Source organism: Streptomyces sp. NPDC001351, assembly GCF_042896045.1.
Taxonomy (GTDB): domain Bacteria; phylum Actinomycetota; class Actinomycetes; order Streptomycetales; family Streptomycetaceae; genus Streptomyces.
In genome coordinates, this window is the sequence record NZ_JBIAWS010000003.1 from 494,704 (window position 1) to 520,835 (window position 26,132).

A 26,132-nucleotide genomic window follows, 5' to 3' on the forward strand; every position below is an offset into this window, starting at 1 on the left:
CCCCGCACAACCCTTTGTGAAAGGCCCCCGCACCATGAAGACCATCACCCACTGGATCGACGGAAAGCCCGTCGAGTCCGCCTCGGGCCGCCACGGCGCCGTGTACAACCCGGCGACCGGCGCGCAGGAGAAGCAGGTCGGATTCGCCACCGTCGACGAGGTGGACACCGCCGTCGCCTCCGCCAGGGCCGCCTTCGAGACCTGGGGTTCCTCCTCGCTGGCCAAGCGCACCGCGATCCTGTTCAAGTACCGCGAGCTGCTCGACGCGCACCGCGACGAGATCGCCGAGCTGATCACCGCCGAGCACGGCAAGGTGCACTCCGACGCGCTCGGCGAGGTCGCGCGCGGCATGGAGATCGTCGAGCTGGCCTGCGGGATCAGCGTTCAGCTGAAGGGCGAGCTGTCGACGCAGGTCTCCACCCGAGTGGACGTCGCCTCGATCCGTCAGCCGCTGGGTGTGGTCGCGGGCATCACGCCGTTCAACTTCCCGGCCATGGTGCCGATGTGGATGTTCCCGCTGGCCATCGCGTGCGGCAACACCTTCGTGCTCAAGCCGAGCGAGAAGGACCCCTCGGCCTCCTTCCGCCTGGCCGAACTGGCCACCGAGGCGGGGCTCCCGGACGGCGTCCTGAACATCGTGCAGGGCGACAAGGTGGCCGTGGACCGCCTGCTGGAGCACCCGGACGTCGAGGCGGTCTCCTTCGTCGGTTCGACGCCGATCGCCAAGTACATCCAGCTCAAGGCGGTCGAGCACGGCAAGCGCGTCCAGGCTCTGGGCGGCGCGAAGAACCACATGCTGGTGCTGCCGGACGCCGACCTGGACTTCGCGGCCGACCAGGCGATCAACGCGGCGTACGGCTCGGCGGGCGAGCGCTGCATGGCGGTGTCGGTCGTGGTCGCGGTCGGCGACACGGGCGACGAGCTGGTCGCCAGGATCGCCGAGCGGGCGAAGAGCCTGAAGATCGGCCCCGGCAACGACCCGACGTCCGAGATGGGCCCGCTGATCACGCGCGAGCACCGCGACAAGGTGGCGTCGTACGTGTCGTCGGCCGCCGAGCAGGGCGCGGAGGTCGTGGTCGACGGCACCGGCTACTCGGTCGAGGGACACCCCGAGTGCGCGGACGGCTTCTTCCTCGGCGTATCGCTGCTGGACAAGGTGCCGCTGACGGCGGACGCGTACCGGGACGAGATCTTCGGCCCGGTCCTCGCCGTGGTCCGTGCGGAGTCGTACGACGAGGCCATCAAGCTGATCAACGACTCCCGCTGGGGCAACGGCACCGCGATCTTCACCCGGGACGGCGGCGCCGCCCGCCGCTTCCAGCTGGAGGTCAAGGCGGGCATGGTCGGCGTGAACGTGCCGATCCCGGTCCCCGTCGGCCACCACTCCTTCGGCGGCTGGAAGGACTCCCTCTTCGGCGATCTGCACATCTACGGAGGCGACGGCATCGCCTTCTACACGCAGGGGAAGGTGATCACCACGCGCTGGCCGGACCCGGCCGACGCGGGCATCAACCTCGGTTTCCCCAGCCACTCCTGACGTTTCGTCAGCACTCAGAGGGAGGTACGCCCATGGCGAGGACCGGCGGCACCACTCGTGCCGCGACGGCCGCTGTCGACTCGCTGGACTTCGCCCTGGACCGGGGCAGTCCGGTGCCGCTGTACTACCAGCTGGCCCAGCAGCTGGAGGCGGCGATCGAGCACGGAGCCCTCGCGCCGGGCAACCTCCTGGGCAACGAGATCGACCTCTCGGCGCGCCTGGGCCTGTCCAGACCCACCGTCCGCCAGGCCATCCAGTCCCTGGTCGACAAGGGGCTGCTGGTGCGCCGTCGAGGGGTCGGCACACAGGTGGTGCACAGCCAGGTCAAGCGCCCGCTGGAGCTCAGCAGCCTCTACGACGACCTGGAGTCGGCCGGGCAGGGCCCCACCACGCAGGTGGTGCGCAACGAGCGCGAGCCGGCGTCCCCCGACGTGGCGGCCGCGCTCGGCATCGCGGAGGGCAGCGAGGTGATCGTCCTGGAGCGGCTGCGCCTCACCCACGGCCAGCCGGTCGCCCTGCTGTGCAACTACCTTCCCGCGACCCTGCTGGAGCTCGACTCCGCCCGCCTGGAGTCGACCGGCCTGTACCGGATGATGCGCACCGCCGGCATCACCCTGCACAGCGCCCGCCAGACCATCGGCGCCCGCTCCGCCACCGCCGACGAGGCCACCCGCCTGGAGGAGGAAGAGGGAGCGGCACTGCTCACCATGCAGCGCACGGCCTATGACGACACCGGGCGGCCGGTGGAGTACGGGACGCACATCTATCGGGCGTCGCGGTACGCGTTCGACTTCCAGTTGCTGGTGAGGCCGTGAACCGGCGCTCTTGACTCCCGGGGGCCGAGAAGCGCACTGTCTGAATATACGCCGTAAACATACGACGTCACTCTCCTCAGGCTCGACGAGGAACCGTGGACAAGGACCGGCGAGCGCCCGCCCACCGGGGGGTCGCACCCTCCTGGGCTCCGTCCACCGTCCTCGTCACCGGGGGCGCCGGGTTCATCGGCAGTCACGCCTGCGTCGAGCTCCTCGACCACGGTTACGAGGTGATCGTGGTCGACGACTACGTGAACAGCACACCCCATGTCTTCGCCCGGGTGGAGCGGATCGCGGGCCGGTTCGTCGGGGCCGTCTACGAACTGGACATACGGGACCGGCGCGCCCTGTCGGCCGTCTTCGACCGGCATCCCGTGGACGCCGTCATGCACTTCGCCGCGCTCAAGTCCGTGAGCGGATCGGTCGAGTCGCCGGTCGAGTACTACGACACCAACGTGGGCGGCACCACCTCCCTGCTGCGCATGATGCACGAGCACGGAGTCCGCCGGCTCGTGTTCGCCTCCTCGTGCTCGGTCTACGGCGACGCGGGCGCGGGCCCACTCGACGAATCGACCCCGGCCAGGCCGGCCAACCCCTACGCGGCTTCGAAGTATGCCTGCGAGCAGATCCTCGCCGATGTCTGCCGCCGCCGCCCCGAGTACACGGTGCTGTGCCTGCGCCACTTCAACCCGGCCGGCGCGCATCCCAGCGGGCTGCTCGGCGAGGACCCGCGGGGCGCCCCCGGCCACCTCATGCCGCACGTGGCGCGGGTCGCCCTCGGCCACAGCAAGCGGCTGCGGGTGTTCGGCGGCGACTACCCCACCCCCGACGGCACCGCCGTCCGCGACTACATCCACGTCATGGACACGGTCGCGGCGCACCGCATCGCGCTCGACCACCTCGCCGACGCTCCCGGCATGCATGTGTTCAATCTCGGCCTGGGACAGGGCATTTCGGTCCTGGACCTGGTCGAGGCCTTCTCCGAGGCCAGCACCAAGCCCATTCCGTACGAAGTCGTGCCCCGCCGTCCCGGAGACGTCGCCACACTCGTTGCCGACGCGAGCGCCGTCAACCGCGCCTGGGGCTGGCGGCCCACTCGGACTCTTGCGGACATATGCCGGGACGCGTGGCACTTCCAGCGGCTCAACCCGCACGGGTACGCCGGTGCCGAGCGGCGCCCGCATCCGAAGCCCTGAGGGCGAACGCCGTCTCCACCAGGGCGATGTGGCTCAACGCCTTGGGCGCGTTGCCCAGTTGGCGGCCCGCGTCGGGATCCCACTGCTCCGAGAGCAGGCCGACGTCATTGCGCACAGCGAGCACCCGCTCGAAGAGATCTCGGGCCTGTTCGACGTGGCCGGTCGCGGCAAGGACGTCCGCGTACCAGAGGGAGCACGACACGAAGGCGCCCTCCGAGCCGTGCACACCGTCCACGGCATGGACACCGTCGCCGTCCGACGCGTAGCGCCGCACGAAGCCCCCGAGATCGAGCCGCCGCATCGCGCGGACGGTGCCGCGCATCCGCTGGTCGCGGGCGGGCAGGAAGCCGAGCCGGGGCATCAGCAGGACCGAGGCGTCCAGCGCCGACGAGCCGTAGGACTGCACAAAGCTGCACTGCCTGGAATCCCAGCCCTCCTGGCAGACCTGGCGGTGCACCTCGTCCCGCATGGCGCGCCATTCGCCGGAGGAGCCGTTGCGGCCGAGCAGCTCCCCCATCCGCAGGGCGCGGTCGGCGGCCACCCAGGCCATGACCTTGGAGTGCACGAACTGCCGCCGGGGGCCTCGCATTTGCCACAGGCTCTGATCCGGTTCGCGCCAGTGCCGCTGCAGATAGCCCATCATCGCCTCCACCAGATTCCACACATGGGCCGGCATCGGAATGCCGGCGCGCAGCGACAGGCAGAAGGTGTCGAGGACCTCGCCGTACACGTCCAGCTGGAACTGGTTCGCCGCGGAGTTGCCGAACCGGACGGGCCGCGAACCCTCGTAGCCGGCCAGCCACGGCGCCTCGGTCTCGGGCAGCAGGCGCTGCCCGCCGACGCCGTACACGGTCTGCAGATCGCACGGGTTGCCGGCGATGGCCCGCACCAGCCAGTCCAGCCAGGCCGTCGCCTCCTCCCGGTAGCCGCTGTGCAGGAGGCAGGACTGGGCGAACGTGGAATCGCGCAGCCAGCAGTACCGGTAGTCCCAGTTGCGCTCGCCGCCGATGCAGCCGGGGAGGGAGGTGGTCGGCGCGGACACTATGCCACCGGTGGGGGCGTAGGTGAGGGCCTTGAGGGTGATCAGGGACCGCATCACGGCGTCCCGCCACGGCCCGTCGTAGCGGCACTGGGCAGCCCAGCGGCGCCAGAAGTCGCTGGTCTCCTTGAGCAGTGTCTCGGCGGGCGCACACAGCGGCGCGGGCGGTTCGGGCAGGTGCGAGGGTGACCACACGAGGGTCAACGCCAGCCGCCGTCCGGCCAGGACGGTGAAGTCGTACACCGTGGCTTCCCCGTCCCCGGCCACGCGTACTGCCCCATCCGCCCCGAGCCAGACGGCATCCGGGCCGGCGACCGCCACCGCGCACCGGTCGACGGCCCGGACCCAGGGCACGACCCGTCCCTGGTGGAAGCGCAGCCGCACCTCGCTGCGCATGGACACGGAGCCCGAGAGGCCCTCCACCACCCGGACCAGACAAGGCACCCCCGCACGCGGCGGCATGAAGTCCGTGACCCGCACAACCCCCGACGGGGTCTCCCAGCACGAGTCCAGGACCAGGGTGTCCGGCCGGTAGGACCGGTGCGTGCACCGGGCGCCGCCAAGGGGGGCGACCCGCCAGAATCCGTTGTCCGGCGTGCCGAGCAGCGCGGCCAGACAGGCGGGCGAGTCGAAGCGGGGCAGACACAGCCAGTCGACGGAACCGTCCCGGCCGATCATGGCGGCGGTTTCCAGGTCGCTGAGGAGGGCGTAGTCCTCGATGGGGGTGTTCACGGGTGACATCGCCTCGCCGTATGCCGCTCTTACGGACCAGGCCTTCGGGACACCGTATATTTACGATGTATACGTATATCCTACGCGCGTGGCGACCGCAGTCAATCCACGAAACGAGGAGGCAGGGCGATGGTGAAGCCCCCCGTACCGGGACCCGCGCGGCGCGCCAGTGACCGCGGCCGTTACGGCAGGCTCAGCCGGGATCGCGTACTTGCCGCCGCCCTGGAGTTGGTCGACCGTGACGGCCTCTCGGCGTTGAGCATGCGCCGCCTCGGCGCCGAGCTCGGTGTGGAGGCGATGGCGCTCTACCGGTACGCGGCGAGCAAGGACGCGCTTCTCGACGGCCTGGTCGAAGCGCTGTACCTGGAGCTCGAGGAACGCCTCACCGCCGAGACGGATGCCGCGGCCGAGGCGCCGTCGTGGCGCGGCGAACTCCACCGCATCGCCCGCGCCACCTACGACGTCTGCCTCGCCCACCCCCGGGCGGTCCCGCTGCTCACCACCCGCATGCTCGCCGTTCCGCTCGCACAGCGGCCGCTCGCCGTGCTCAAGGACCACGAGAGGGTGCTCGCGCTGCTCGGGCGAGCCGGGCTCGACGAGGCCGGTACGGCGGCCGTCTTCCGGGCCTTCACGGCCTGGCTGCTGGGCTATGTGTCCGTGGAGCTGCGGCCGATGGTGGACAACCCCGACGAGCAGGACCCGGCGTTCCGTCTCGGGCTGCATCGCATGCCGCCCCAGGAGCTGCCCGGGCTGCGCGAGGCGGCCCCCGCCCTCACCGAGCCGGGCGGACCGGAGGGCCTTGCCGCGGGCCTCGACGCGCTGCTCGACCGGTTCGGGGAGATCGCCGGGGAGTAGGCGTCCGTCGGAACGCATTCTTCGACGGTGGCGGAGACCGAGCTGATGCAGCTCCCCGGGCGACCGACACGTACGGCCTCTACACCTCCGACGAACCGTCCGTATCGGGCGTGGACGGCACCGGTCTTCCTGTTCAAGGGCTCGTACGCGTTCTGGCTCGGCGAGCAGATCCCCGGCGGCGTCCCGGGCCGGCTACCGGGCTCCGGTCCGAGCAGACACCGCGGAGGTGACGAAACCGTCAACCGCCGCACGCGGAGCGGATCTTGTAGAACGTGCTCAGATACTTGGCGTGGTACGACGCGCTGACGATCCGCACGATCGCCTCGTCCGCCGAGCGCAGCGACGACCCGGCCAGATTGGCACTGCCGGTGTAGACGCGCGGTGTGATGCTGCCGCCGAAGTCACCGTCGATCAGGATCTCCTTGTTGTGCGGACGGACGTCGATTCCCGGGCCGTTGGGGATGCGGCACCTGCGGTGCTGGATGCCGGCGGCCGTCAGCCTGTTGGTGATCTTGGAGTCGCTCTCGGCGTAGATGATGTCGATCCAGCAGCCCCGGCCGCGCAGTTGGGCCAGCTTGTCGGCGACCTGGATGCGCGAGCCGTAGAAGGCGTGCACCACGATGCGGATGTCGGTCTGGTGCCGTTTCCCGTCCGTACCGGTGTAGGCGCAGCTGACCTCGTTCAGGGCGTTGACGATGGTGTCGGTGGCCGGGTTGTTGTACGAGGCGTCACCGCGCGGGAAGAAGAAGGCCCGGTAGGTCGAGCCGGTCGGGGTGGAGAAGTACACGTGGTTGTTGCCGCGTGCGAGGTAGCGCCCGGCGCGCTGCTTCTCGTGGTAGGACGCGTAGCCGTCGTAGACGGCGGCGTTCACGAAGGTCACGGCGTCGTTGAAGGACTCGACCTTGTACCAGTCGGAGAGGTTCGAGGAGGTCTGGAAGACGACCTTCGAGTAGCTGGTGCCGTCGTCGAAGGGCCCGATCCTCGAGAAGATGAAGTACTTGTTGTGGTTGTACGCCGGCGCGGGCGGGGCGACGCTCAGGCAGCCGCGCACGACGTCGTCCACGCCGTCGTCGTCCTCGAACTTGTCGTCACAGACGACGATCCAGGAGCGCGCGGCGTCATTGTTTCCGAGGCCGGCCTTGAGGGCCTGGTACACCGGGTTGTCGTACGCGACGCCCGCAGCGCCCTCGTAGGTCGACTCGTCGACGATGAGCTTGACGTTGACGCCACGCTGGTCGGCGGCGAGCAGCGCGTCGGCGACCTCCTGGTCCTGGAACTCGTACATCGAGCCGCGGATCGTCGCACCGGCGGGCGTCGCGTCGATCAGCCGGACGAGCTGGGTGAAGATCGCCTTCTGCTGTGCCGGCGTGCCCAGCGGATCGTTGAACACGGGGCCGTTGATGACCGGCTTGGTCAGTGCGGCCGCGGGTGTCGCGCCGCCGACCAGGAGTGCGGCCACCAGGTACAGGACCACGGCGACGGGCGCCAGCACACGGCGGGGGCGAGCCGGCTGCGGGCCCACGGTCGAACGGGTCATCGTCGCCTTTTCCTCAGGAGTCGGGAGGGAGCACGGAAGTGGCGAGATCACTCTGTGCCGGGCGAGGTCACTTTGTGGGGCAGGGGCACGGCGAGCGACGGGAGAGTCCAGGCATTCGGAGCATCGGGGAACTCCACGGTGGTGGGCAGCACACCCGGCCTCGAAGCCCTCAGCAGCGCACAGCAGGTGTGGCCGTCCGGCAGCGACACCGAACGGCCACACCCATACGTCTGAGACGAACCGTCAGCTCTTGCCGACGAGCCGCCAGATCTGGTTCTTCTTGGTGCTCAGTGCGCTCGCGGGGTCACAGGGCCACTGGTGGATCAGCGCGCCTGCCGTCTTCGAGACACTGCTGACGTCGACGCATTTGCCGCTGTGTGCGGCGACCAGCTGGTAGTCCTGGCTGATGCCGAGCGCGGTGACCGGGTTGAGGGTGAACATCTGGTTGGTAGCGCCGTTGCAGGTGTACTGGATGACGGCGGCGCCGTCGGCGGTGGAAGCACTCGCGACGTCCAGGCACTTGCCGCTGTGCTCGTTCACGATCGTGTAGGTGTTCGCCCGTCCGGCGACCGGCTTGAAGTCCAGCATCTGCTGGTAGCCGCCCTCGCAGTAGTACTGCTGGTACTGGGTGCCGTTGGCGGTGCTGAGGTTGGTGTCGTCCAGGCACTGGCCGCTGTTCTCGCTGAGGGCGACCGTGGAGATGGTGGTGTTGGACGGCGGGAGCAGGGTGATGGTGTAGCCGTCCGTGGCGTTGGTGTAGGGGAGGGTCACCGAGGCGGCGTTGTTGCTGACGGTCAGGTCGGTGTCGGAGACGGTGCTGGGTCCGGCGACGCCGTTGCTGTTGGGGAGGCGCTGGATGACGGCTCGGACTTGGCCGTTCTCCACGACCGAGGTGGTGTCCAGCCGGTTGAGGTTGACCGTGACGTTACCGGTGTTGCCGTTGCTGCCTATGAGGATCCTGGCGTTCTTGGCGGTGTTGTCCTTGGTGGCGAAGCCGTCGGTGTTGGTGCCGGGCACGAGGTTGACGATGGTGCCCGTCTGGGAGCCGTAGTAGCGGTACATGAACCACTCGCCGCGCGGCAGGTACTGGCCGGCGCTGTTCTTGGTGAGCAGGTTGGCCTCGTAGTCGTGCAGTGCGGTGCCCGACCCCCAGTTGCCGCGCAGGCCGTCGGCACCGGCCCGCTCCAGGCGGCTGATGTACCAGGCGCCGCCGCCGGGGCTCTGCAGGGCCTTCCTGGCGTATTCGTTGATCTGGTACGGCCGGTGGTTGGTGAGGCCGTAGGAGGAGAGCAGGCTGTCCATGGCGTGGGCGTCGGCGACGGGGTCACCGTCCTCGGCGTGCCAGCTCCAGATGTCGGGGACGGCGTTGTTGGCCTTGACGTACGGCATGAAGGCCTGCCACCACGTGTTGTTCTCGGGGTTCTGGGAGTAGCTGGGGCCGACGATGAGCTGGCCGGGGAAGTTGGTGCGGACGGCGGCGTAGAAGCGGGACCACATCTGGAGGTACTGGGTCTCCGGCCGGGGCCAGAATCCCTGGCCGTTGGGCTCGTTCCAGAGGTCCCACTCCACCGTCATGTTGTTGGCCTTGACGTCGGAGAACAGCTGGTTGACGAAGTTGTCGAACTGGGTCCAGTCGCCGTTGTCACCGGGGAAGGGCTGGGTCGTGGTGCTGTCGGAGCCCCACAGGTCGTGAGGCAGGAGGACGAACGTGCCGCCGAGCGCCTTGGTGCGCTTGTACTGGGCAAGGGTGGCGTTCCAGCGGGTCTGGTAGGCGGCGAGGCTGGTGCCGTAGCCGCCGCTGTTGAGCTGGGCGCCGCCGGCCCGCTCGAACTTCCACTTGATGTCCTTGTAGAAGTGGTCCTGCGGCAGCGAGCCGTCGGGAGTCATCCCGTACAGGGTGCCCGACGCCCGGTAGGTCGGGGCGCCTCCGGCGGTGGCGAAGTCGACGGTGACGCTGGTGTCCGCGGCCTGCGACGGGCCGGCGGGCACCAGGGTCGTGGCCAGCGCGGCCAGGAGTACGGCGACGGCCGAGGTGGCTCGGCGTCCGGTGCGGGTGGCGGGCCTCGGAGGTGTCCAGGGCGATTTCATGGTGCGGCTCCTGCGTGAGCGGGGAGGGAGAGGTCCGGGGCCGAACGGTCCCGGGGCTGTGGGGAGACGGGCCGTCAGCGGCCGTCCCGGTGGGCGTTGTTGCTTCGTTGAGGAGGAGGTGGGCGGCGGTCCCCCCGACCGGAACCGGCCGTCTGCGGCGGGCTGTGGCACGGCGGACGGTTCATCGGTCAGCCCGACCCGGGGATGCCCCGCCGGCAGCGGGCCAAAGGCCGTCCGCCACGTCACCGGTCGGCCCGGGCGGGTCTCCCTTTCGCGCTGGGAGCCCCCGCCCGGGGACAGGTCAGCGCATGCCCTGGAGGCGCCAGATCTGGTTCCTCTTGTTGTTCAGCGCGCTCGCCGGGTCGCAGGTCCACTGGTGGATCACCGCGCCGGGTGTGGTCGAGACCCCGCTGACGTCGACGCACTTGCCGCTGTGCACCGCGACCAGCTGGTAGTCCTTGCTGTTGCCCAGCGCGGTCACCGGGTTCAGGGTGAACATCTGGTTCGTGGTGCCGCTGCAGGTCCACTGGATGACGGCGGCACCGTCGGCCGTGGAGGCGCCCGAGACGTCCAGGCACTTGCCGCTGTACTCGTTCACGATGGTGTAGGTGTTCGCCCGTCCGGCGACCGGCTTGAAGTCCAGCATCTGCTGGTAGCCGCCCTCGCAGGAGTACTGCTGGTACTGCGTGCCGTCGGCGGTGGAGAGGTTGGTGTCGTCCAGGCACTGACCACTGTGCTGGGCCACCGCGACGGTGGAGACGGTCGTGTTCGACGGCGGCAGCAGCGTGACCGTGTAGCCGTCCGCGGCGTCCGTCCACGGCACGCTCACCGAAGCGGAGTTCCCGCTCACGGTGAGGATCTGGTCGGAGACCGTCACCGGGCCCGTCACGGCCCCGCCGCCGTTGTTCGGTATGCGCTGGACTATCGCGCGGACCTGGCCGTTCTCCACGACCGAGGTGGTGTCGAGACGGTTGAGGTTGACCGTGACGTTGCCCGTGTTGCCGTTGCTCCCGAGCAGGATCTTCACGTTCCGCGCGGAGTTGTCCTTCGTCGCCAGCCCGTCGGTGTTCGTACCGGGTGTGAGGTTCACGATGTTTCCGGTCTGGGAGCCGTAGTACCGGTACAGGAACCACTCGCCGAGCGGCAGGTACTGACCGGAGCTGTTCTTGGTGAGCAGGCCGGCCGCGTAGTCGTGCAGGCTGGGGCCCCCTCCCCAGTTGGAGCGCAGGCCGTCGGCGCCGGCCCGCTCCAGGCGGCTGATGAACCAGCCGCCGCCACCGGGGTTCTGCTGTTCACGCCCGGCGTATTCATTGATCTGGTACGGACGGGTGTTGGTCAGGCCCGCGGCCGCGATGGTCGAGTTGGCGTTGCTGACGGCCGGGACGGGGTCGTGCGGGATGGCATGCCAGCTGTAGATGTCGGGGGCGACGTTGTTGGCCTTGACGTAGTTCAGGTAGGTGGTCCACCAGGTGTTGGAGGAGCTGGGCGGGTTGGCGATGCTGGGGCCGACGATGAGCTGCCCGGGGAGGTTTGCCCGCACGGCGGCGTGGAAGCGGGACCACATCTGCAGGTACTGGCTCTGGGACCGGCCCCAGAAGCCGCTGAGGTCCGGCTCGTTCCACAGGTCCCACTCCACCGTCATGTTGTTGGCCTTGACGTCGGAGATGAGCTGGTTGACGAAGCTGTCGAACAGCGTCCAGTTGCCGTTGTCGCCGGGAAAGCCCTGGCTGGTGGTGCCGTCGGCGCCCCACAGGTCGTGCGGCAGGATGACGAACGTGCCGCCGAGCGCCTTGGTGCGCTTGTACTGGGCGAGGGTGGCGTTCCAGCGGGTCTGGTAGTCAGCGAGGCTGGTGGCGTAGCCGCCACCGTTGAGCTGGGCGCCGCCGGCCCGCTCGAAGTGCCACTTGATGTCCTTGAAGAAGTGGTCCGGCGGCAGCGACCCGTCGGGAGTCAGTCCGTAGATCATGCCCGAAGCGCGGTAGGTGGGGGCTCCCCCGGCGACGGAGAAGTCGACGGCGACGCCGGTGTCGGCGGCCTGTGACGAAGCGGCGGGCATCAGGGTCGCGGCCAGGGTGGCCAGGAGGACGGCCGCGGACGAGATGACTCGGCGTCTGGTGCGCGGGGCGCGTCCGGGCGGTTCGGAGAGCGACTTCATTGTGCGGCTCCTCACAAGGTGGGGGGGGACGGACCGGGGACTGAACGGCCCCGGAGCTCGCGTAGGGCGGCCGGTCAGCGGCTGCCCCGGTGTGCGTGTGCTTCGGCCAGCAGCAGGTAGCTGCTGGCGGTCCAGGTGTAGGCGCGGTCGCGCAGGCCCGTTCCGGTGAGGGCGTCGAAGTTCTCGGCGAACCCGTGGGTCTCGCACAGGGCGCGGAAGCGGGCGCTGACATCGTCGGCCAGCCGGTGGTGGCCGGCACGGCGCAGGCCGTCCTCGACCAGGACGGTGGCGGGGGCCCAGATCGGGCCGCGCCAGTAGCCGTCGGCGAGGTAGTGCGGCGAGGTGGTCAGTTCGGTGGCCAGGCCGTACGGGGTGAGGTGGGCCTTGATGTGGTCGGCCAGCGCGCTGCTGATCTCACCGGGCAGGTGCTCGCCCAGCACGATCGGCATCAGGTCGAGGAGGCTGGCGCTGCTCCAGGTGTCCCCGCCGGCGGCTCCCCGGGCGACGAACCGTTCACCGGTCCAGAGCTGGTCGAGCAGCGCCGTCTGTGTCTCCTCGGCCACGGCCGTCCAACGGCGCGCCGCCTCCGCCTCACCCAACTCATCGGCCAGATCGGCCAGTTCACGCAGCTGAAGAACGAGGAAGGCGGCCAGATCGGCGGTGACGACCACCCGCTCCCGATCGAAGGTGGTGGCGTTGTCCCAGCCGCTGTCGTTGCCGTGCTGGTAGTAGGGAAGTTCGGCCCCGGGGGCTCGTCGTGCGGTGAGCCAGAAGTTCGTCCAGCGCTCCAACTGGCCGTAGAAATGGGCCAGTTGAGCACGGTCGGGAGGTGCCGGCAGGCGACGGCGCAGGTGGCCGAAGGCCCAGCCGTGGATGGGGGGCTTGACGAAGTTGTACAGAACCTCGGAGTGGGTGACCGAGTCGGGCAGGGCCCCGCTGTCGTCCTGGTGGTCGAAGGGCAAGGCGAACTGGTCCAGGGACAGTTCGGGGCAACCGGGCGCCAGGGCAAGGGCGTTGAAGCAGTGGTCCCAGCTCCACACCTTGTCCATCCAGTGCTTGGACATCAGCACGGCGGGCCGGGTGACCAGCCCCGTGGGCCGTACGGTCGCCGACCAGACGACGTAGGCGGCAAGTTCGGCGGCGGGTGTGGCGGAGGAGCGCCAGGGGGCCACCGCGTCGACGAAGTCCGCGAACGCGCCCTGTGCGCTCGCCACGATCTCGTCGAAGGCCGCCGAGGGCGCGTACGGGGGGCGGGCGGTGTCGAGTTCCTCGACCGCGATCTCCCAACCGCCGCCGGCCTCCTCGGTGACGGCGAGCCCGCGGTCGGCGCTGCCCAGGGCCTGGGCTCCGGCCGCCTCGGCGAGGGTGCCTGCCAGCACGGTCACGCGGTAGCGGCGTCCGGTCTCGTACGACGTGAAGACGTGCGCGCCCGCCGCCGGATCGTGGAAGAAGTACGTCCCGCTGAACGGGGTCAGGGCCTGCGCGGCGGCGAACACCCCGATGCCCAGGCCGCTCCCCCGCAGACGGACGGTGTCCGGCGACTCGTAGGCGAGGTCGAGGCGCCCGCTCTCGCCGATCCAGCTGAGCAAGCCCGGCGTCGCCTCGACGCGGGTCTCGGCACGTCCGCTCGTCGTCGGGTTCAGCGGAACCAGGCGCAGGACGCCGTGCATACCGTTCTGGTGCGAGACGAGGTGGAGGTCCTCGGCGTACGTCTTCTCCGCGATCACGGGCGAGATGTCGAACCAGGACCCATAGGTACTGAACGGAATGTCATGGACGGAGAAGGCCGGGCCGGACGGTGCGGCGGTCATGTGGCGTGACTCGTTTCTGAAGCAGGGGGGCAACGACGGGGGCCTGTGCGGATCGGGGTGAGGACACCGCCCCCAAGGGGCGCGGGACTGTGTCTGATGTGCGGCTACCGCCGCGCGGGCGCGACAAGCCATGACGAAGCCGCAGACAAGAGACGGCAGCAGCAGCGGCACTTGAGCGGACGTCTAGTCCTTGACCGCACCGGCGGTGACGCCGGCCGCAACGTACCGCTGGGCAAGAACAAGAATCACCGCGGCCGGCAGCGAGGCCACGACGGCGGTGGCCATGATGGCGTTCCACTGCTGGTTGTTGTTGCCGATGTAGTGGTAGATGCCGAGGGTGATCGGCTCATGGGCGCCGCCGTTGACCAGCGTGCTGGCGAAGACGAAGTCGGACCAGGACCACAGGAAGGCGAACAGGGACACCGTGACGACGGCGTTGCGGCTCATCGGCAGCACCACGGACCAGAAGGTCCGCAGCGCCAGCGCCCCGTCCATCTGCGCGGCCTGGAGCAGTTCGCCGGGGATGCCGGACATGAACGCCGTGAAGATCAGCACCGCGAACGGGACGGCCAGGGTGGAGTCGGCGACGATCAGGCCGGGAACGGACTGCAGCAGCCCGAGCTGGAGATAGATGGCGTAGAAGCCCATCGCCATGATGATGCCGGGGATCATCTGCGCGGCCAGCAGCACGAAGCTGAGAATGCCGCCGCCGCGCGGGCGCAGTTTGGCCAGGGCGTAGCCGGCGGGGGCGGACAGCAGCACGGTCAGCAGGACGGTGCCCAGGCCGATGACGAGGCTGGTGCCGAGGTAGGGCAACTGCTCGTCGAGGACGGTGCGGTAGCCGGCCAGGGTGCCGTGCAGCGGCAGCAGGTCCGGCGGGCTCTTGCGCATGTCCTGGTCGCGGGTCAGGGACACGTTGAGCATCCAGTACACCGGGAAGAGCATGATCGCGGTCAGTGCGACCCCGATCGTGGTCTTCACCCACGTACGCCTGCGGATGCGCCTCATGACAGGGCCTGCTTTCTCTGCACCCGGACGTAGACCAGGCCGAAGACGAGCGCGGCGACCACGAGCAGGTTGCCGACGGCCGCTCCCGGGCCGAAGGCCGGCAGGAGGTTGCCGAAGCCGAGCTGGTAGGACCAGGTGGCGAAGGTGGTGGAGGAGTCGGCGGGGCCGCCCTTGGTCATGATCCAGATGATGTCGAAGACCTTGAGCGTGTAGACCAGTCCCAGCAGCAGGGTGATCGCGGACACCGGGCGCAGCAGCGGGAAGGTGATGCTCCAGAACCGGCGCCAGGCACCCGCCCCGTCCAGCGCGGCGGCCTCGTACAGGCCGGCCGGGATGGACTGCAGACCGCTGTAGAGCACGACCAGGTTGAACGGGACGCCGATCCAGATGTTCGCGATGATCACCGAGGTCAGCGACCAGGACGGCGAGGTCAGCCAGTTGACCGGCCCGATGCCCAGGGCGTGGAGGGCGGCGTTGACGATGCCGGAGTCCGTGTTGAGCATCCACGACCAGGTGGACGCCGACACGATCAGCGGCAGCAGCCACGGTACGAGGAACAGGGCGCGCAGGGTCGCGGAGAGCCGGAAGTGCTGGTTGAAGAAGACCGCGAGGGCGAGCCCGATGGCGTACTGGAAGACCAGGCAGACGGCGGTGAAGAGCGCGGTGTGCAACAGGGCCGGGGCGAAGGTCGGGTTGTCGAAGACGGTGCGGTAGTTGGCGAGGCCGGTGAAGGGTGCGTCGCCCTGGACGAAGGAGCGGACGGTGTAGTTGCGCAGGCTGAGGTCGATGTTTCGGTAGAGCGGATAGGCGTAGAAGAGGGCGAGGTAGAGGGTCACCGGGGTGAGGAATCCCCAGGCGGCCCTCCCCCAGGCTCCGCCGGGGGGGACCCCCAGCGTGGAGGCGGGCCGGCGGCGCTTCCTGGAGCGGGCCGGGGGCGGGGCGGCGAGGGCCGCCCCGTTCCGGTGGACCGCGGGCCGGTGGTCCGGCGGACGGGTCGTCTGCTTCATCTGCTTCATCGGGCTCATGTCACTTGGCCGCGGACTGCGCCGAACTCAGCGCGTCCTTGGGCGACTTGGAGCCGCTGAGGGCGGACTGGACGGCCTTCCACATCTGCTCGGAGATCTTGGGGTACTTGGTGCCCAGGTCGTCGCTGGTGCGGCCCTTGGCGGCCTTGACCGCGGCGACCCACGGCTTCAGGTCGGCGTTCGCGGCCACCTGCTTGTCCTGGACCTCGCTGGTGGGGGCCACGTAGGACAGCGTGGTGTCGGTGGTGTAGAGGTTGTCGCCGCTGGTCAGGCAGGTCACCAGCTTCTGGGAGGTGGCGTAGCGGCCGGAGTCCTTCTGGGCCGGGACGGTGACGAACTCGCCGCCGGTCGGGGCCGCCGCGTTGCCGCCCGTGGCCGCGGGGATGGGCAGGACGCCGTAGTCGAAGCCGGCCTTCTTGGCGTTGGCGAGCTGCCAGGTGCCGTTCTCGCTGAACGCGTAGTCGCCGCTGGCGAACTCCTGCCAGCTGGTGGTCTGGGTGTTGTTGAGCACCGAGTTGGGGGCGTAGCCCTGCTTCAGCCAGTCCTTCCAGAGGGAGAGCGCGGACACGGCCTGGGAGGAGTCGAGTTCGGTGAGCTTGGCGCCGGATCCCCAGAACCAGGGCAGGAACTGGAAGCTGCCCTCCTCGGTGCCGATCGCGGAGAAGGTGATGCCCTTCTTGCCGGCCTGCTTGACCTTCGCCAGCGCCGCCGTCAGCGACGTCCAGTCCTTGATCGAGGCGACGTCCACGCCGGCCTTCTTCAGCACCGCCTTGTTGTAGTAGAGGGCCAGGGTGTTGGCGCCGATGGGCGTGCCGTAGGTCTTGCCGCCGGACTGGCCGGCCGCGAGCAGGTTGGGGTCGACCTTCGAGGTGTCCAGCTTGTTGTCGTCGGTCGTGGTGAGCACGCCCGCCTCGGCCAGGGTGGACACCACCGGGTTGTCGACGATGAGGACGTCCGGGGAATTGCCCTGCTGGGCCGCCAGCAGCGTCTTGTTGCCCAGGTCGCTGGTGTCGAACGCGGTCCGCTTGACCTTCACTCCGGCCTTGGTTCCGCACTGGTCGAGCAGCTTCGCCCAGTCCGAGCTCTTGTCGAACTGCGGGTACGGGTCCCAGATCGTGTACGTGCCGCCGCCGGCGCCCTTGGTGTCGGTGCTGCCCGAGCCGGAGGAGCAGGCGGTGGCGGAGACGGCCACGGCGAGCGCGGTCACGGCCGCGGCGGTCAGACGGCGCTGTCTGGAGGAGCTGTTCATGGCGAGGGTTCCTTTGTTCTGGGCATGCGGGTGCCGAGGGCACGGGTGGGTGAAGGCATGGCTGGAACGGGCCTGTCCCGGCAGGGCGAGGACAGGCGGGCACGACGGACGGCACGCTGTCGGGCGGTGCGAACGGCCGGTGAAGTGAAGTGAGTTGAGGAGTGCTACGCGGGTGCGGTCAGGGCGCGGTGACGGGCCCGGTGCTGGCCCGCAGGGAGATCGGCGGTGCGAGGAGGTGGTGGCGGGGCGGGGCGTCGGGATGGTCGAGCCGTTCCACCAGCAGGTCGACGGCGCGCCGGCCCATCTCCTCGGCCGGTACGTCGGCCGCGGTGAGCTGCGGGGTCACCGTCTCCGCCCAGCGGCTGGCGACGACCCCGGTGACGGAGAAGTCGCGCGGCACATGACGGCCGGCCTGGGCGAGCCCCCGGTACAGACCGCCGAGAGCGGCCTCGTTCAGGGTGACCAGGCCGGTGGTGGCCGGGTCGTCGTGCAGGATCTGTTCCAGACAGGCCTGGCCGGCTGCCGCGTCGTCCCCGCAGCAGTACGTCCGGGCCGTCAGCCCGCGTTCGGCCGCGGCCTTGGTGAAGCCGTCCAGGCCGCGGTGCGCGGACTCGTACCCGGCCCGCAGCAGCTGCTCCGGGCGGTTGACGAAGGCGATCCGGCGGTGGCCGAGATCCGCCAGGTGGTGGACGCACGCCGCGGCCAGTGTGGTGTGGTCCAGGCCGACCCACCAGCCGGTTTCCGGGTGGGCGGTGCGGCCGATGGCGACGGAGGGGAAGCCCAGCTGGGCCAGGTGGTCGACCCGGGCGTCCTCGAGCCTGATCTCCATCAGGATCGCACCGTCGACCCTCCGCTCCCCCAGCAGCCGCTGGAACGAGCGGTCGCTGTCGACGCCGCTGGGTGAGAGCAGTACGTCGTAGTCGTAGGCCGCGGCGGCCTCCACCACGCTGCCGATGAAGTCGAGCTGCATGCCGGTGTAGTGGTTGCCCGCGGGCGGGAAGACAAGGCCGATGGTGCTGGTCCGGCCGTTGGCGAGGGCACGGGCGCTGGCGTTCGGGCGGTAGCCCAGCTCGTCGATGACCTGCTGGATCTTCCGGCGGGTGTCGTCCGAGACCGGGCGCTTGCCGCTCAGTGCGTAGGAGACGGTGCTCCGCGAGACACCGGCCCGGCGGGCGATCTCTCCGATGTTCACGGGCGGCTCCTTGATCGAAATCCTGACTCGAACCGGTTCGATTTCTCGGTGGAAAGAGTACCCAGCGGTTCACGAGGGTGGGATGGGAACTGCGGCGCGGATCCGGTCGTCGAACCGGTTCGCGTGAAGTGACCGTAGGAACGGACACAACGGCTGTCAACACTTCAGACGAAAACTTGCGGACCCGACGGAAGGTCCGGATTTCTTCTGGTCGAGGGGATTGATGGCCAGGATTCCCGGTGCTAGTTTCCCGAACCGGTTCGATGAAGTGATCCTTCCGACGACCGCGGGCCCGTGCCGAGCCGCCCAACAAGCACGGGACCCGTCCCCGACCGACCAGCCGAGCCCCCACGCCACGCATCGCCCAGCGTCGAACCGGTTCGACGCAGACTCCCGAGGATTGAGGACGCAATCCATGCCATCCGCTGACAGATCCGCCCGGCGCCGGACCCCGGCCGCCATGGTGCTGGCTCTCGGTGCGGGCCTGCTGGCCGCACCGGCCGTCCCCGCGCAGGCAGCCGATACGCCCCAGCCCGCCGCCCACTACACCTTCGACCAGGACGACCTCGCCTCCGGCCGGATCACCGACAGCTCCGGCAACGGGCTGACGGCGACCCTCGTCAACGGCTCCACCGCCCAGTCCGTCGCGGGCTCGGACGGCGGCAAGGCGCTGTCCCTGCCCGGCGGGGCGCCCACCTCGGACGGCGCGTACGTCCGCCTCCCCCGCGAAGTGCTCGGTGACGCAAGCGACTTGACGGTCTCGGCCCGTGTGAAGTGGAGCGGCGACAAGTCGGCCTGGCAGCGGATCTTCGATCTGGGCACCGACACCAGCAAGTACCTCTTCACGACGCCGTACAACGGCAGCGTGCTGCGCACCGCCGTGACCACCGGCGGAGGGGGCGCGGAGGCACAGGTCTCCGGGTACGGTCCGCTGCCCGCCGACGGCTGGCGGACCGTCACCGTCACCCTCGACACCGCCGCCCAGCGGGTCACCACCTACCTCGACGGCGTGGCGGTCTCCTCCGCCGCGACGAACATCAAGGCCAAGGACCTGCTGGACAGTTCGGCCACCGCGGCCGGCTACATCGGCAAGTCCCTCTACCCGGACCCCCTGCTCAAGGGCGCGGTCGACGACTTCACGATCTGGCACTCGGCGCTCACCGCCGAACAGGTGGCCGGCACGGTCGGGACCCTTCCCACCCTCCAGCAGCTCTCGCACACGTCCTTCGAGGTCCGTACGACGACCGGGACGGCCCCCTCCCTGCCCGCGGCCGTCCGCTCCTCCTTCTCCGACGGCTACGACCGCGACACGCCGGTCACCTGGGACGCCGTACCGGCCGAGAAGTACGCGCAGCCGGGCACGTTCACCGTGGCCGGAACCGCCGCCGGACGCGCGGTGAAGGCGACCGTCACCGTGGTCCGCGAGGGAGCCCTGACCGTCGACCTCGGCTCGGACACCGGGACGTTCCACGGCGGTGCCTCCGGCACCCTCTACGGCGTGTACGGGCCGGGCGTCCCCACCAACAACCTCATCGAGGGCATGGGCCTGCGCACCGTCTCCACCAAGGCACAGGACGGCCCGCAGCACCCCGGCGCCGACGCGCTGGACGTGGTGAAACCGCTGGCCGACTCCACCGACGGCGACGTGTACATCTACATGACGGACATCCACCGCGGCTTCCCGTACGAGTGGCCCGGAGCCACCCCCGAGGAGAAGCTCAAGCTCTACCAGGAGAAGATCGCGGGGCAGGTCGACCAGGTGCTGCAATTGCCCAAGCGGTACCAGGACAACATCGTCTTCGTGCCGTTCAACGAGCCCGAGGGCAACATGTTCGGCACGGGCGAGTGGAGTTACGACAAGGTCAGCTGGCTCAGCGACCCCAAGGACTACTTCGCCGCCTGGGACTCCGCCTACAAGCTCATCAAGGGCAAGATGCCGGACGCCCGGATCGCGGGCCCCAACACCAGCATCCTGTACGACCAGGTGAAGGGCTTCCTCACGCACGCCCTGGCCGCCGGCACGCTCCCGGACGTCATCACCTGGCACGAGCTGAGCCACCCGGAGGCGGTGCGCGAGAGCGTGGCCACGTACCGGGCATGGGAGAAGGACCTGTTCAAGGGAACCTCGCGGGAAGGAACCCGACTCCCCGTCAACATCAACGAGTACGCCTTCAACTACCACACCTCCGTCCCCGGGCAGATGATCCAGTGGGTGTCCGCGATCGAGGAGTCCAAGGTGGACGCCGACATCGCCTACTGGAACATCGACGGCAACCTCTCCGACTCCGCGGTGCAGTCCAATCGCGGCAACGGCCAGTGGTGGCTGCTGCACTCGTACGCCTCGATGAGCGGGCACACCGTGAAGGTGACCCCGCCGTTCCCTGGCCAGAACTACACCATGCAGGGCGTGGCCACGCTCGACGAGAAGAAGAAGCAGGCCCGGCTGATCTTCGGCGGCTCGACCGGCAAGGGCCACATCACCTTCGCGGGCATCCCCAAGAAGGTCTTCGGAGGTCAAGTCCACGCCTGGGTGCGGGAGATCGACTGGAGCGGCCAGATCGGCGACAACTCAGGCCCGAAGCTGCTGACGGAGACGAACCTGAAGGTCGGTGACGACGGGACGGCCGTCGTGGACTTCGGCGACGGCACGCTGCCGAAGCTCAAGGAGTCCTCGGCGTACGAGATCGTCCTCAGCCCGGCCGGCAAGGCGAAGGGCACGCAGTCCGCGTCCGTGCGCTGGCAGGGCTCGTACGAGGCGGAGGACGCCGCCCACACCGGGTCCGGCTACTCCAAGAACGGCCCGGAGGGCTCGACGGCCGACGTGTCGAAGTTCTACACCTCAGGCGGCTACGACGTCGGCGGCCTGCGCACCGGCTCGGACGTCACGCTCGACTTCACGGTGGACGTGCCCGAGGACGGCACGTACGACCTGGGCGTCTTCGCCAACTCCCTCAACACCTTCGACAAGGTGAAGGAGCAGGGCCCCACCAACGTCTTCCTGCGGGTGGACGGACAGGCCGACAGCGAGCAGGAGTTGTATCTGCCGCTCGGCTACAAGTGGGTGGTGTGGGACCACACGGACACCAAGGTGCGGCTCACCAAGGGCAGGCACACCCTGACGCTCGCCGCGAAGAGCCTCGACGGCACGCGCGCCACCAAGGGCGACGCCATCGTGGACCGCCTCACCCTGTCCCTGCCGGACCCGTCGGCGGCCACCGAGGTGCACGAGGGCGAGCTGGCCTGGCTGGGCGGCGGGGCGCAGCCCGTCTACGACCTGCCGAAGCAGGCCGGAACCCCCGCGACGGGCTCGGGCGCGGCCCGGCTCGCGAAGGGCCAGACGGCCACGTTCTGGGTCTACTCCCCCGCCGACCGCGAGGCCACCCTCGACGTCGGCACCCTCGGCGGCGCGGACGCACGGCTGTCGGTCAACGGGCACGAAGTCCTGCACGTGACCAGGGCCGGGCACAAGGTCGCCGTCTCCCTCTCGGGCGGCATCAACAAGGTGACCGTGACCGGCGGTTCGGCCGCCACCTTCGTCGACCGTCTGACGGTCACGCCCACCACCGGCGCGCTCGAGGTGCGGACGTACGAGGCGCAGGACGCCAAGCTCGCGGGCTCGGCCACGCTGACCTCGCTGCCCCTGGCGACCGACGGTACGGCGGTCACCGGGATCGGCGGCGACCCGGGCAACGGCAACACGGCGACGTTCACGGTCGCCGCGGACAAACCCGGCCTGTACGCGGTGCGCATCCGCTACTCGAACCCGGAGCAGTCCGAGGCCACCCACTACAACCCCGACCCGCTGGCCCGCCACGCCGACATCACCGTCAACGGCGCCGGCCTGCAGCGCGTCAGCTTCCCGCACACCTTCCACCAGGACAACTTCTGGGAACTGACTGTCCCGGTCCACCTCGACAAGGGCCGGAACACCCTCACCTTCCGCTCCGAGGAACTGCCGAACTTCGACGGCACGACCTACGCCTCGGACACCTTCCCGGGGGTGCTGCTGCGCTCCCGCTACGCACCGCTGATCGACCGGATCGCCGTGGCGCCGTATGCGCGGGAGGTGCGCTGAGTCAGGCGCCGCCGCCGTGAGCACAGTCCCGGTTCCGCCAGGCCTGGCGGAACCGGGGCCCGGCGTTTCCGGGGAGTTCCGCCCACAGCCCTGGGTCGGTCACGTCGTGCCGCGGACTTTCAGGCTCGGTGTCAGGACGATAGGGGGTGGCAGTTCGCCTGCGAGGAGTTGGTCGACCTGGTGGATGGCCAGTTCACCCAGCCGCCGCTTGTCGAGGTGGACGGTGGTCAGCGGCGGGTCGATGAGATCGACGACGCTCAGCCCGTCGTAGCCGACCAGTGCGCAGTCGTCCGGCACTTGGACGCCGAGCCGGCGGGCGGCCCGGAGCGCACCGATCGCCACCATGTCGTTGAAGGCGACCACGGCGGTCAGCTCCGGGCGCGCGGCGTACAGCGCCTCGAACCCGGCGGCACCCCCGGCCGGGGACTGCTCGGCCATGACGATCCAGTCTTCGTCGACCGGCAGCGCGTGTTCGCCGGCGACTTCGAGGAAGGTGCGGTGCCGGACCAGCGGGGCGCTCAGGCACTCGCAGTCGATCATGCCGATCCGGCGGTGACCACGGTCGATAAGGTGCTGCAGCCCGGCCCGGACTCCCGTCGCGGTGTCGATGTGGACCAACGCGTGGTGCGACGAGTCCAGTCCACGATCGACCAGGACCAGCGGCGTGCTGCCCACGTACGCCTCGAGCTGCGCGTCGGGATGGCTGATGTAGCCGACAAGAGCGTCGACCTGTTGACCGAGTGAGCGGACCAGGGCCAGCTCCCGGGACCGGTCGTTCTCGGTGCTGGCCACGAGCACCTGCCAGTCGCGTTCGTCCGCGGCCGCGATCACTCCTGCCACGAACTCCGGGAAGAAGGGGTTGACCACGTCGGGGACGATGAGCCCGACGGATACGACGTCCGGGCGGACCAGTCCCCGGCCGAACCGGCTGGGCCGGTAGCGCAACTGCCTTGCGACGTCGAGCACGCGTTGCTGAGTTGCCGGGTCGATCTCCCCCTTGCCGTTGATCGCGCGGGAGACGGTCTGATGGGACACGCCCGCCGCCTGGGCGACGTCGCGGAGCGTGACGCGCTTGACGGTTTTCACGCCTCGCGCCCGCTGGTCTTCCGTTCCCCGCTGTCCGGCCACGCCGCCCACTCACTTCTGTTCCTGTGCCGCCCTGTGTCCAAGTCAATCAGGTTCACCGGCCTGCCGTGCCCTCGCCCGTCCGGAAACGGGCGTTGACGGACTCTCCTCCCCTGGGCAAGAATCACGTTAGCGGTCACGTTAACGGTAACGGAGCAAGCGAAGGAGAGCACAGTGGCTTCATCGAGGGGCCCTCTGCCGCACGAGCCCCACCCAGTGCTCCATGGCGTGTTCAGGGGCTGGCACGCAAAGGCCGGCGCCTTTTCGGCGCTGCCGGACGCACCTGTCGAGCCGGATGATCCGCAGCCTTGGTGGCGGCGACTGATATCTCGGCGACAGAAGCCGAGCAGCAGCGGTGCATCTTCACGCGGCCGGTCCACGGCGCGCCCACGGGCCTGCCCTGTTCCCACTGGGGATGGCGGGAGCTGAAGGGGCTGGCTGGGGCTGCCGCTGGGGACAGGACGTACGACGGGGCAGCCTCCGAGCACGGCGCGCCGACGCCCCCGGAGGCGACCATGCACACGAAGAGCACGGCCGCGCAGAACACGGCCGGTTCAGCCCACCACACCCTCCGAGGAGCCCTGAGATGATCTTCATCACGGCGAAGTTCCGGGTCCTGCCCGAGCACGCGGACGAGTGGCCGGAGATCGCTGCCGCATTCACCCGGGCGACACGCGCCGAACCCGGCTGCCTCTGGTTCGACTGGTCCCGCAGCGTCGGCGACCCGGCCGAGTATGTCCTCGTGGAAGCCTTCCGCGACGACGAGGCGGGCGCCGAGCACGTCGGTTCCGAGCACTTCCGGACCGCACAGAAGACGCTGCCGCCCTACCTCGCCGAGACCCCGCGCATCATCAACGCGGCGATCCCGCAGGACGACTGGTCCCTGCTCGGAGAGATGGCCGTTCCTCGGCCCGCTGACGGGTAAGCGCGGGTCAGTCGTCGCGGAGCAGGTGACCGAAGCCGGTGAGCATGGCCCGTAGGCCGATGTCGAAGGAGTGCTCCGCGCGCGTGTGGTCGGTCGCGGGCTCGCCACCACCGACGTCGACTGAGCACGCACGGCCGAACTCGCCCACGACGGCGCCCTGGTACCCCGGAGCACGGCGCGGTGGCGCCGCCCACGGTTGCGCGGCGCCACCGGCACCCTCCGTTCCCATGACCCGGCGGTGGCCGTCCGGTCCGCACCCGCATGGCGACGCACGGCGGGGAAGGCGAAAATGAGATCGGGACAAGAGCCACCCGATCACCGGACACGGCGTCGCCGTCAGCGCGAGGGACGCCCGGCATCCTCAGCGCGCTGGAGCCGAGCCGAGAGGGCAGCAGCGGGGCGGTGCAGCCAGGTGACCGGCGGACTCGTGGAAGACTCCGGGCGCCGCGAGCGGGAACCTCAGGGCATTCCCGAAGGTGCGGCCAGGAACAGGTGATCGCTCATGTGTCGATGGCTCGCTTACTCGGGAACACCCCTCCTTCTCGACACCATCCTCTACAAACCGGCCCACTCGCTGATCGATCAGAGCCTGCACTCCAGACTGGGTGTCGAGACCACGAACGGCGACGGTTTCGGCGTCGGATGGTACGCACAGGAGAGCATCGACACCCCGGCCCTGTTCAGGGACGTCGGCCCCGCCTGGAACAACCGCAACCTGAGGGAGATCGCGGATCATGTCCGCTCGCCGTTGTTCTTCGCCCACATACGGGCGACGACCGGAACGGCGGTGCAGCAGACGAACTGCCACCCGTTCCGGCACGGCCGCTGGATGTGGATGCACAACGGCGCCATCACAGGTTTCCACCTCGTGCGTCGCGACTTGTCCCTGCTGGTCGACCCGGGGCTGTACTCCGACATGGAAGGCACGACGGACTCGGAGGTGATGTTCTACCTGGCGCTCACCTTCGGCCTGGATCAGGATCCGCCGGGCGCTGTGTCCCGGATGGTGGGGGCGGTGGAGCGCAGCGGCCGCGACCACGGTGTGGAGTTCCCGCTGCAGATGACGATCGGCGTGACCGACGGTGAACGCGTATGGGCCTTCCGTTACTCGAGCCAGGGCGCTTCCCGGACCTTGTTCTTCAGCACCCGCGTGGACACACTGCGCAAGCTGCACCCCGATGCGGCTTTCCTCCGGGAGGTGTCCGACGAGACGCGCCTCATCGTGTCCGAACCTCTCGGCGACCTGCCTGGCGCCTGGAACGAGGTGCCGGAAAGCAGCTACGGCGTCGTGGAGGCCGGGTCCGACGAGTTGTATCCCTTCGTCCCGGAACCGGCATGATACGTCGACCGCTCGTCATCATCGCCGGGTCCTGGGCACGACTCATGCCGTTCTGGTGACGGACCGCTTCGCGCTTTTGCCCCTACTGGTCCCCGTGCCGCTCCGGCCGGGCCTGGCGGGAACGTTCTTCCTCTCCGTGGCGGTCTCTGTGCCTGCGGCCGGCTTCGACGACGCTGTCCGCGTCGGTGCGGTCGGCCACTTGAACTCGATCTCCAGCTCCATCTCCCCGTTGCCGATCTCGACTTCCACCTCGCTGCGAAGGTCGTCGGGAATCCGCAGGCTCAGCGTCGCGGCACCGATTTCCAGTTCGGCATCCCCGCCTTCTCTCAGCGCAGCCGCAAGCGCAGTCAGCTGGTCGGCCGCCTCAACGCGTGACAGCGAGCTCTTCTGCTCGAACTTGAGATCCTTCATGACTGTCTCCGATCCCGA

General features: G+C 69.4%; 19 protein-coding genes. 7 read left to right on the plus strand and 12 right to left on the minus strand.

Annotated elements, in window-relative coordinates; genetic code table 11:
- Positions 1–34: 34 nt before the first annotated feature.
- The 3 genes from ACFY1U_RS12595 to galE all read left to right on the plus strand — a co-directional run bounded on the left by ACFY1U_RS12595 (position 35) and on the right by galE (position 3,548).
- A complete protein-coding gene (locus ACFY1U_RS12595) occupies positions 35–1,537 on the plus strand; it encodes a CoA-acylating methylmalonate-semialdehyde dehydrogenase (protein ID WP_390694111.1) in 1,503 nt (500 codons plus the stop codon).
- 32 nt (positions 1,538–1,569) lie between these two features.
- A complete protein-coding gene (locus ACFY1U_RS12600) occupies positions 1,570–2,352 on the plus strand; it encodes a GntR family transcriptional regulator (protein ID WP_390694112.1) in 783 nt (260 codons plus the stop codon).
- Between the two features lie 95 nt (positions 2,353–2,447).
- The gene (galE, locus tag ACFY1U_RS12605; protein ID WP_390694113.1) at positions 2,448–3,548 is read left to right on the plus strand and encodes a UDP-glucose 4-epimerase GalE; all 1,101 of its coding nucleotides are present in this window, start codon (positions 2,448–2,450) and stop codon (positions 3,546–3,548) included.
- On the opposite strand, the gene ACFY1U_RS12610 is transcribed toward galE, so the two are convergent.
- Positions 3,496–5,319, minus strand: coding sequence for a glycoside hydrolase family 15 protein (locus ACFY1U_RS12610; RefSeq protein WP_390694516.1), 1,824 nt, complete (start codon positions 5,317–5,319; stop codon positions 3,496–3,498). The genes galE and ACFY1U_RS12610 overlap by 53 nt on opposite strands.
- A 129-nt stretch (positions 5,320–5,448) precedes the next feature.
- Between ACFY1U_RS12610 and ACFY1U_RS12615 the strand changes: the two genes are divergently transcribed.
- Positions 5,449–6,174: a TetR/AcrR family transcriptional regulator gene (locus ACFY1U_RS12615; protein WP_390694115.1), complete on the plus strand. Its 726-nt coding sequence runs from the start codon at positions 5,449–5,451 to the stop codon at positions 6,172–6,174.
- Positions 6,175–6,412: 238 nt separating this feature from the next.
- Here the strand turns inward: ACFY1U_RS12615 and ACFY1U_RS12620 are convergent, their stop codons facing one another.
- From ACFY1U_RS12620 to ACFY1U_RS12655, 8 genes are all read right to left on the minus strand, one after another.
- A complete protein-coding gene (locus ACFY1U_RS12620) occupies positions 6,413–7,711 on the minus strand; it encodes a phosphatidylserine/phosphatidylglycerophosphate/cardiolipin synthase family protein (protein WP_390694116.1) in 1,299 nt (432 codons plus the stop codon).
- Between the two features lie 243 nt (positions 7,712–7,954).
- Positions 7,955–9,799, minus strand: a complete 1,845-nt coding sequence (locus ACFY1U_RS12625) for an RICIN domain-containing protein (RefSeq protein ID WP_390694117.1) — start codon at positions 9,797–9,799, stop codon at positions 7,955–7,957.
- 301 nt (positions 9,800–10,100) lie between these two features.
- Complete coding sequence (locus ACFY1U_RS12630; protein ID WP_390694118.1) at positions 10,101–11,954, minus strand: RICIN domain-containing protein; 1,854 nt, start codon at positions 11,952–11,954, stop codon at positions 10,101–10,103.
- 74 nt (positions 11,955–12,028) lie between these two features.
- A complete protein-coding gene (locus tag ACFY1U_RS12635) occupies positions 12,029–13,765 on the minus strand; it encodes an amylo-alpha-1,6-glucosidase (RefSeq protein WP_390694120.1) in 1,737 nt (578 codons plus the stop codon).
- 183 nt (positions 13,766–13,948) lie between these two features.
- Positions 13,949–14,773, minus strand: a complete 825-nt coding sequence (locus ACFY1U_RS12640) for a carbohydrate ABC transporter permease (RefSeq protein ID WP_390694121.1) — start codon at positions 14,771–14,773, stop codon at positions 13,949–13,951.
- On the minus strand, positions 14,770–15,780 hold the full coding sequence (locus ACFY1U_RS12645; RefSeq protein ID WP_390694517.1) for a carbohydrate ABC transporter permease: 1,011 nt from the start codon (positions 15,778–15,780) through the stop codon (positions 14,770–14,772). The genes ACFY1U_RS12640 and ACFY1U_RS12645 overlap by 4 nt, the downstream gene beginning before the upstream one ends.
- 19 nt (positions 15,781–15,799) lie before the next feature.
- Positions 15,800–17,047, minus strand: coding sequence for an extracellular solute-binding protein (locus ACFY1U_RS12650; protein ID WP_390694122.1), 1,248 nt, complete (start codon positions 17,045–17,047; stop codon positions 15,800–15,802).
- A 178-nt stretch (positions 17,048–17,225) separates the two neighbouring features.
- Positions 17,226–18,239, minus strand: coding sequence for a LacI family DNA-binding transcriptional regulator (locus ACFY1U_RS12655; protein WP_390694123.1), 1,014 nt, complete (start codon positions 18,237–18,239; stop codon positions 17,226–17,228).
- Positions 18,240–18,699: 460 nt separating this feature from the next.
- Here ACFY1U_RS12655 and ACFY1U_RS12660 point away from each other — a divergent pair, with 460 nt between their 5' ends.
- Entirely contained in the window at positions 18,700–22,314 is a 3,615-nt protein-coding gene (locus ACFY1U_RS12660; protein WP_390694518.1) for a LamG-like jellyroll fold domain-containing protein, read from the plus strand.
- A 99-nt stretch (positions 22,315–22,413) separates the two neighbouring features.
- Here ACFY1U_RS12660 and ACFY1U_RS12665 read toward each other — a convergent pair whose 3' ends face one another.
- Positions 22,414–23,400: a LacI family DNA-binding transcriptional regulator gene (locus tag ACFY1U_RS12665; protein ID WP_390694124.1), complete on the minus strand. Its 987-nt coding sequence runs from the start codon at positions 23,398–23,400 to the stop codon at positions 22,414–22,416.
- Between the two features lie 625 nt (positions 23,401–24,025).
- Between ACFY1U_RS12665 and ACFY1U_RS12670 the strand changes: the two genes are divergently transcribed.
- Entirely contained in the window at positions 24,026–24,364 is a 339-nt protein-coding gene (locus ACFY1U_RS12670; RefSeq protein ID WP_390694125.1) for a putative quinol monooxygenase, read from the plus strand.
- A gap of 7 nt (positions 24,365–24,371) precedes the next feature.
- On the opposite strand, the gene ACFY1U_RS12675 is transcribed toward ACFY1U_RS12670, so the two are convergent.
- Entirely contained in the window at positions 24,372–24,593 is a 222-nt protein-coding gene (locus ACFY1U_RS12675) for a hypothetical protein (RefSeq protein ID WP_390694126.1), read from the minus strand.
- Positions 24,594–24,866: 273 nt separating this feature from the next.
- Here ACFY1U_RS12675 and ACFY1U_RS12680 point away from each other — a divergent pair, with 273 nt between their 5' ends.
- Positions 24,867–25,703, plus strand: a complete 837-nt coding sequence (locus tag ACFY1U_RS12680; protein ID WP_390694127.1) for a class II glutamine amidotransferase — start codon at positions 24,867–24,869, stop codon at positions 25,701–25,703.
- Between the two features lie 42 nt (positions 25,704–25,745).
- Here ACFY1U_RS12680 and ACFY1U_RS12685 read toward each other — a convergent pair whose 3' ends face one another.
- A complete protein-coding gene (locus ACFY1U_RS12685; protein WP_390694128.1) occupies positions 25,746–26,114 on the minus strand; it encodes an amphi-Trp domain-containing protein in 369 nt (122 codons plus the stop codon).
- Positions 26,115–26,132 lie beyond the last annotated feature (18 nt).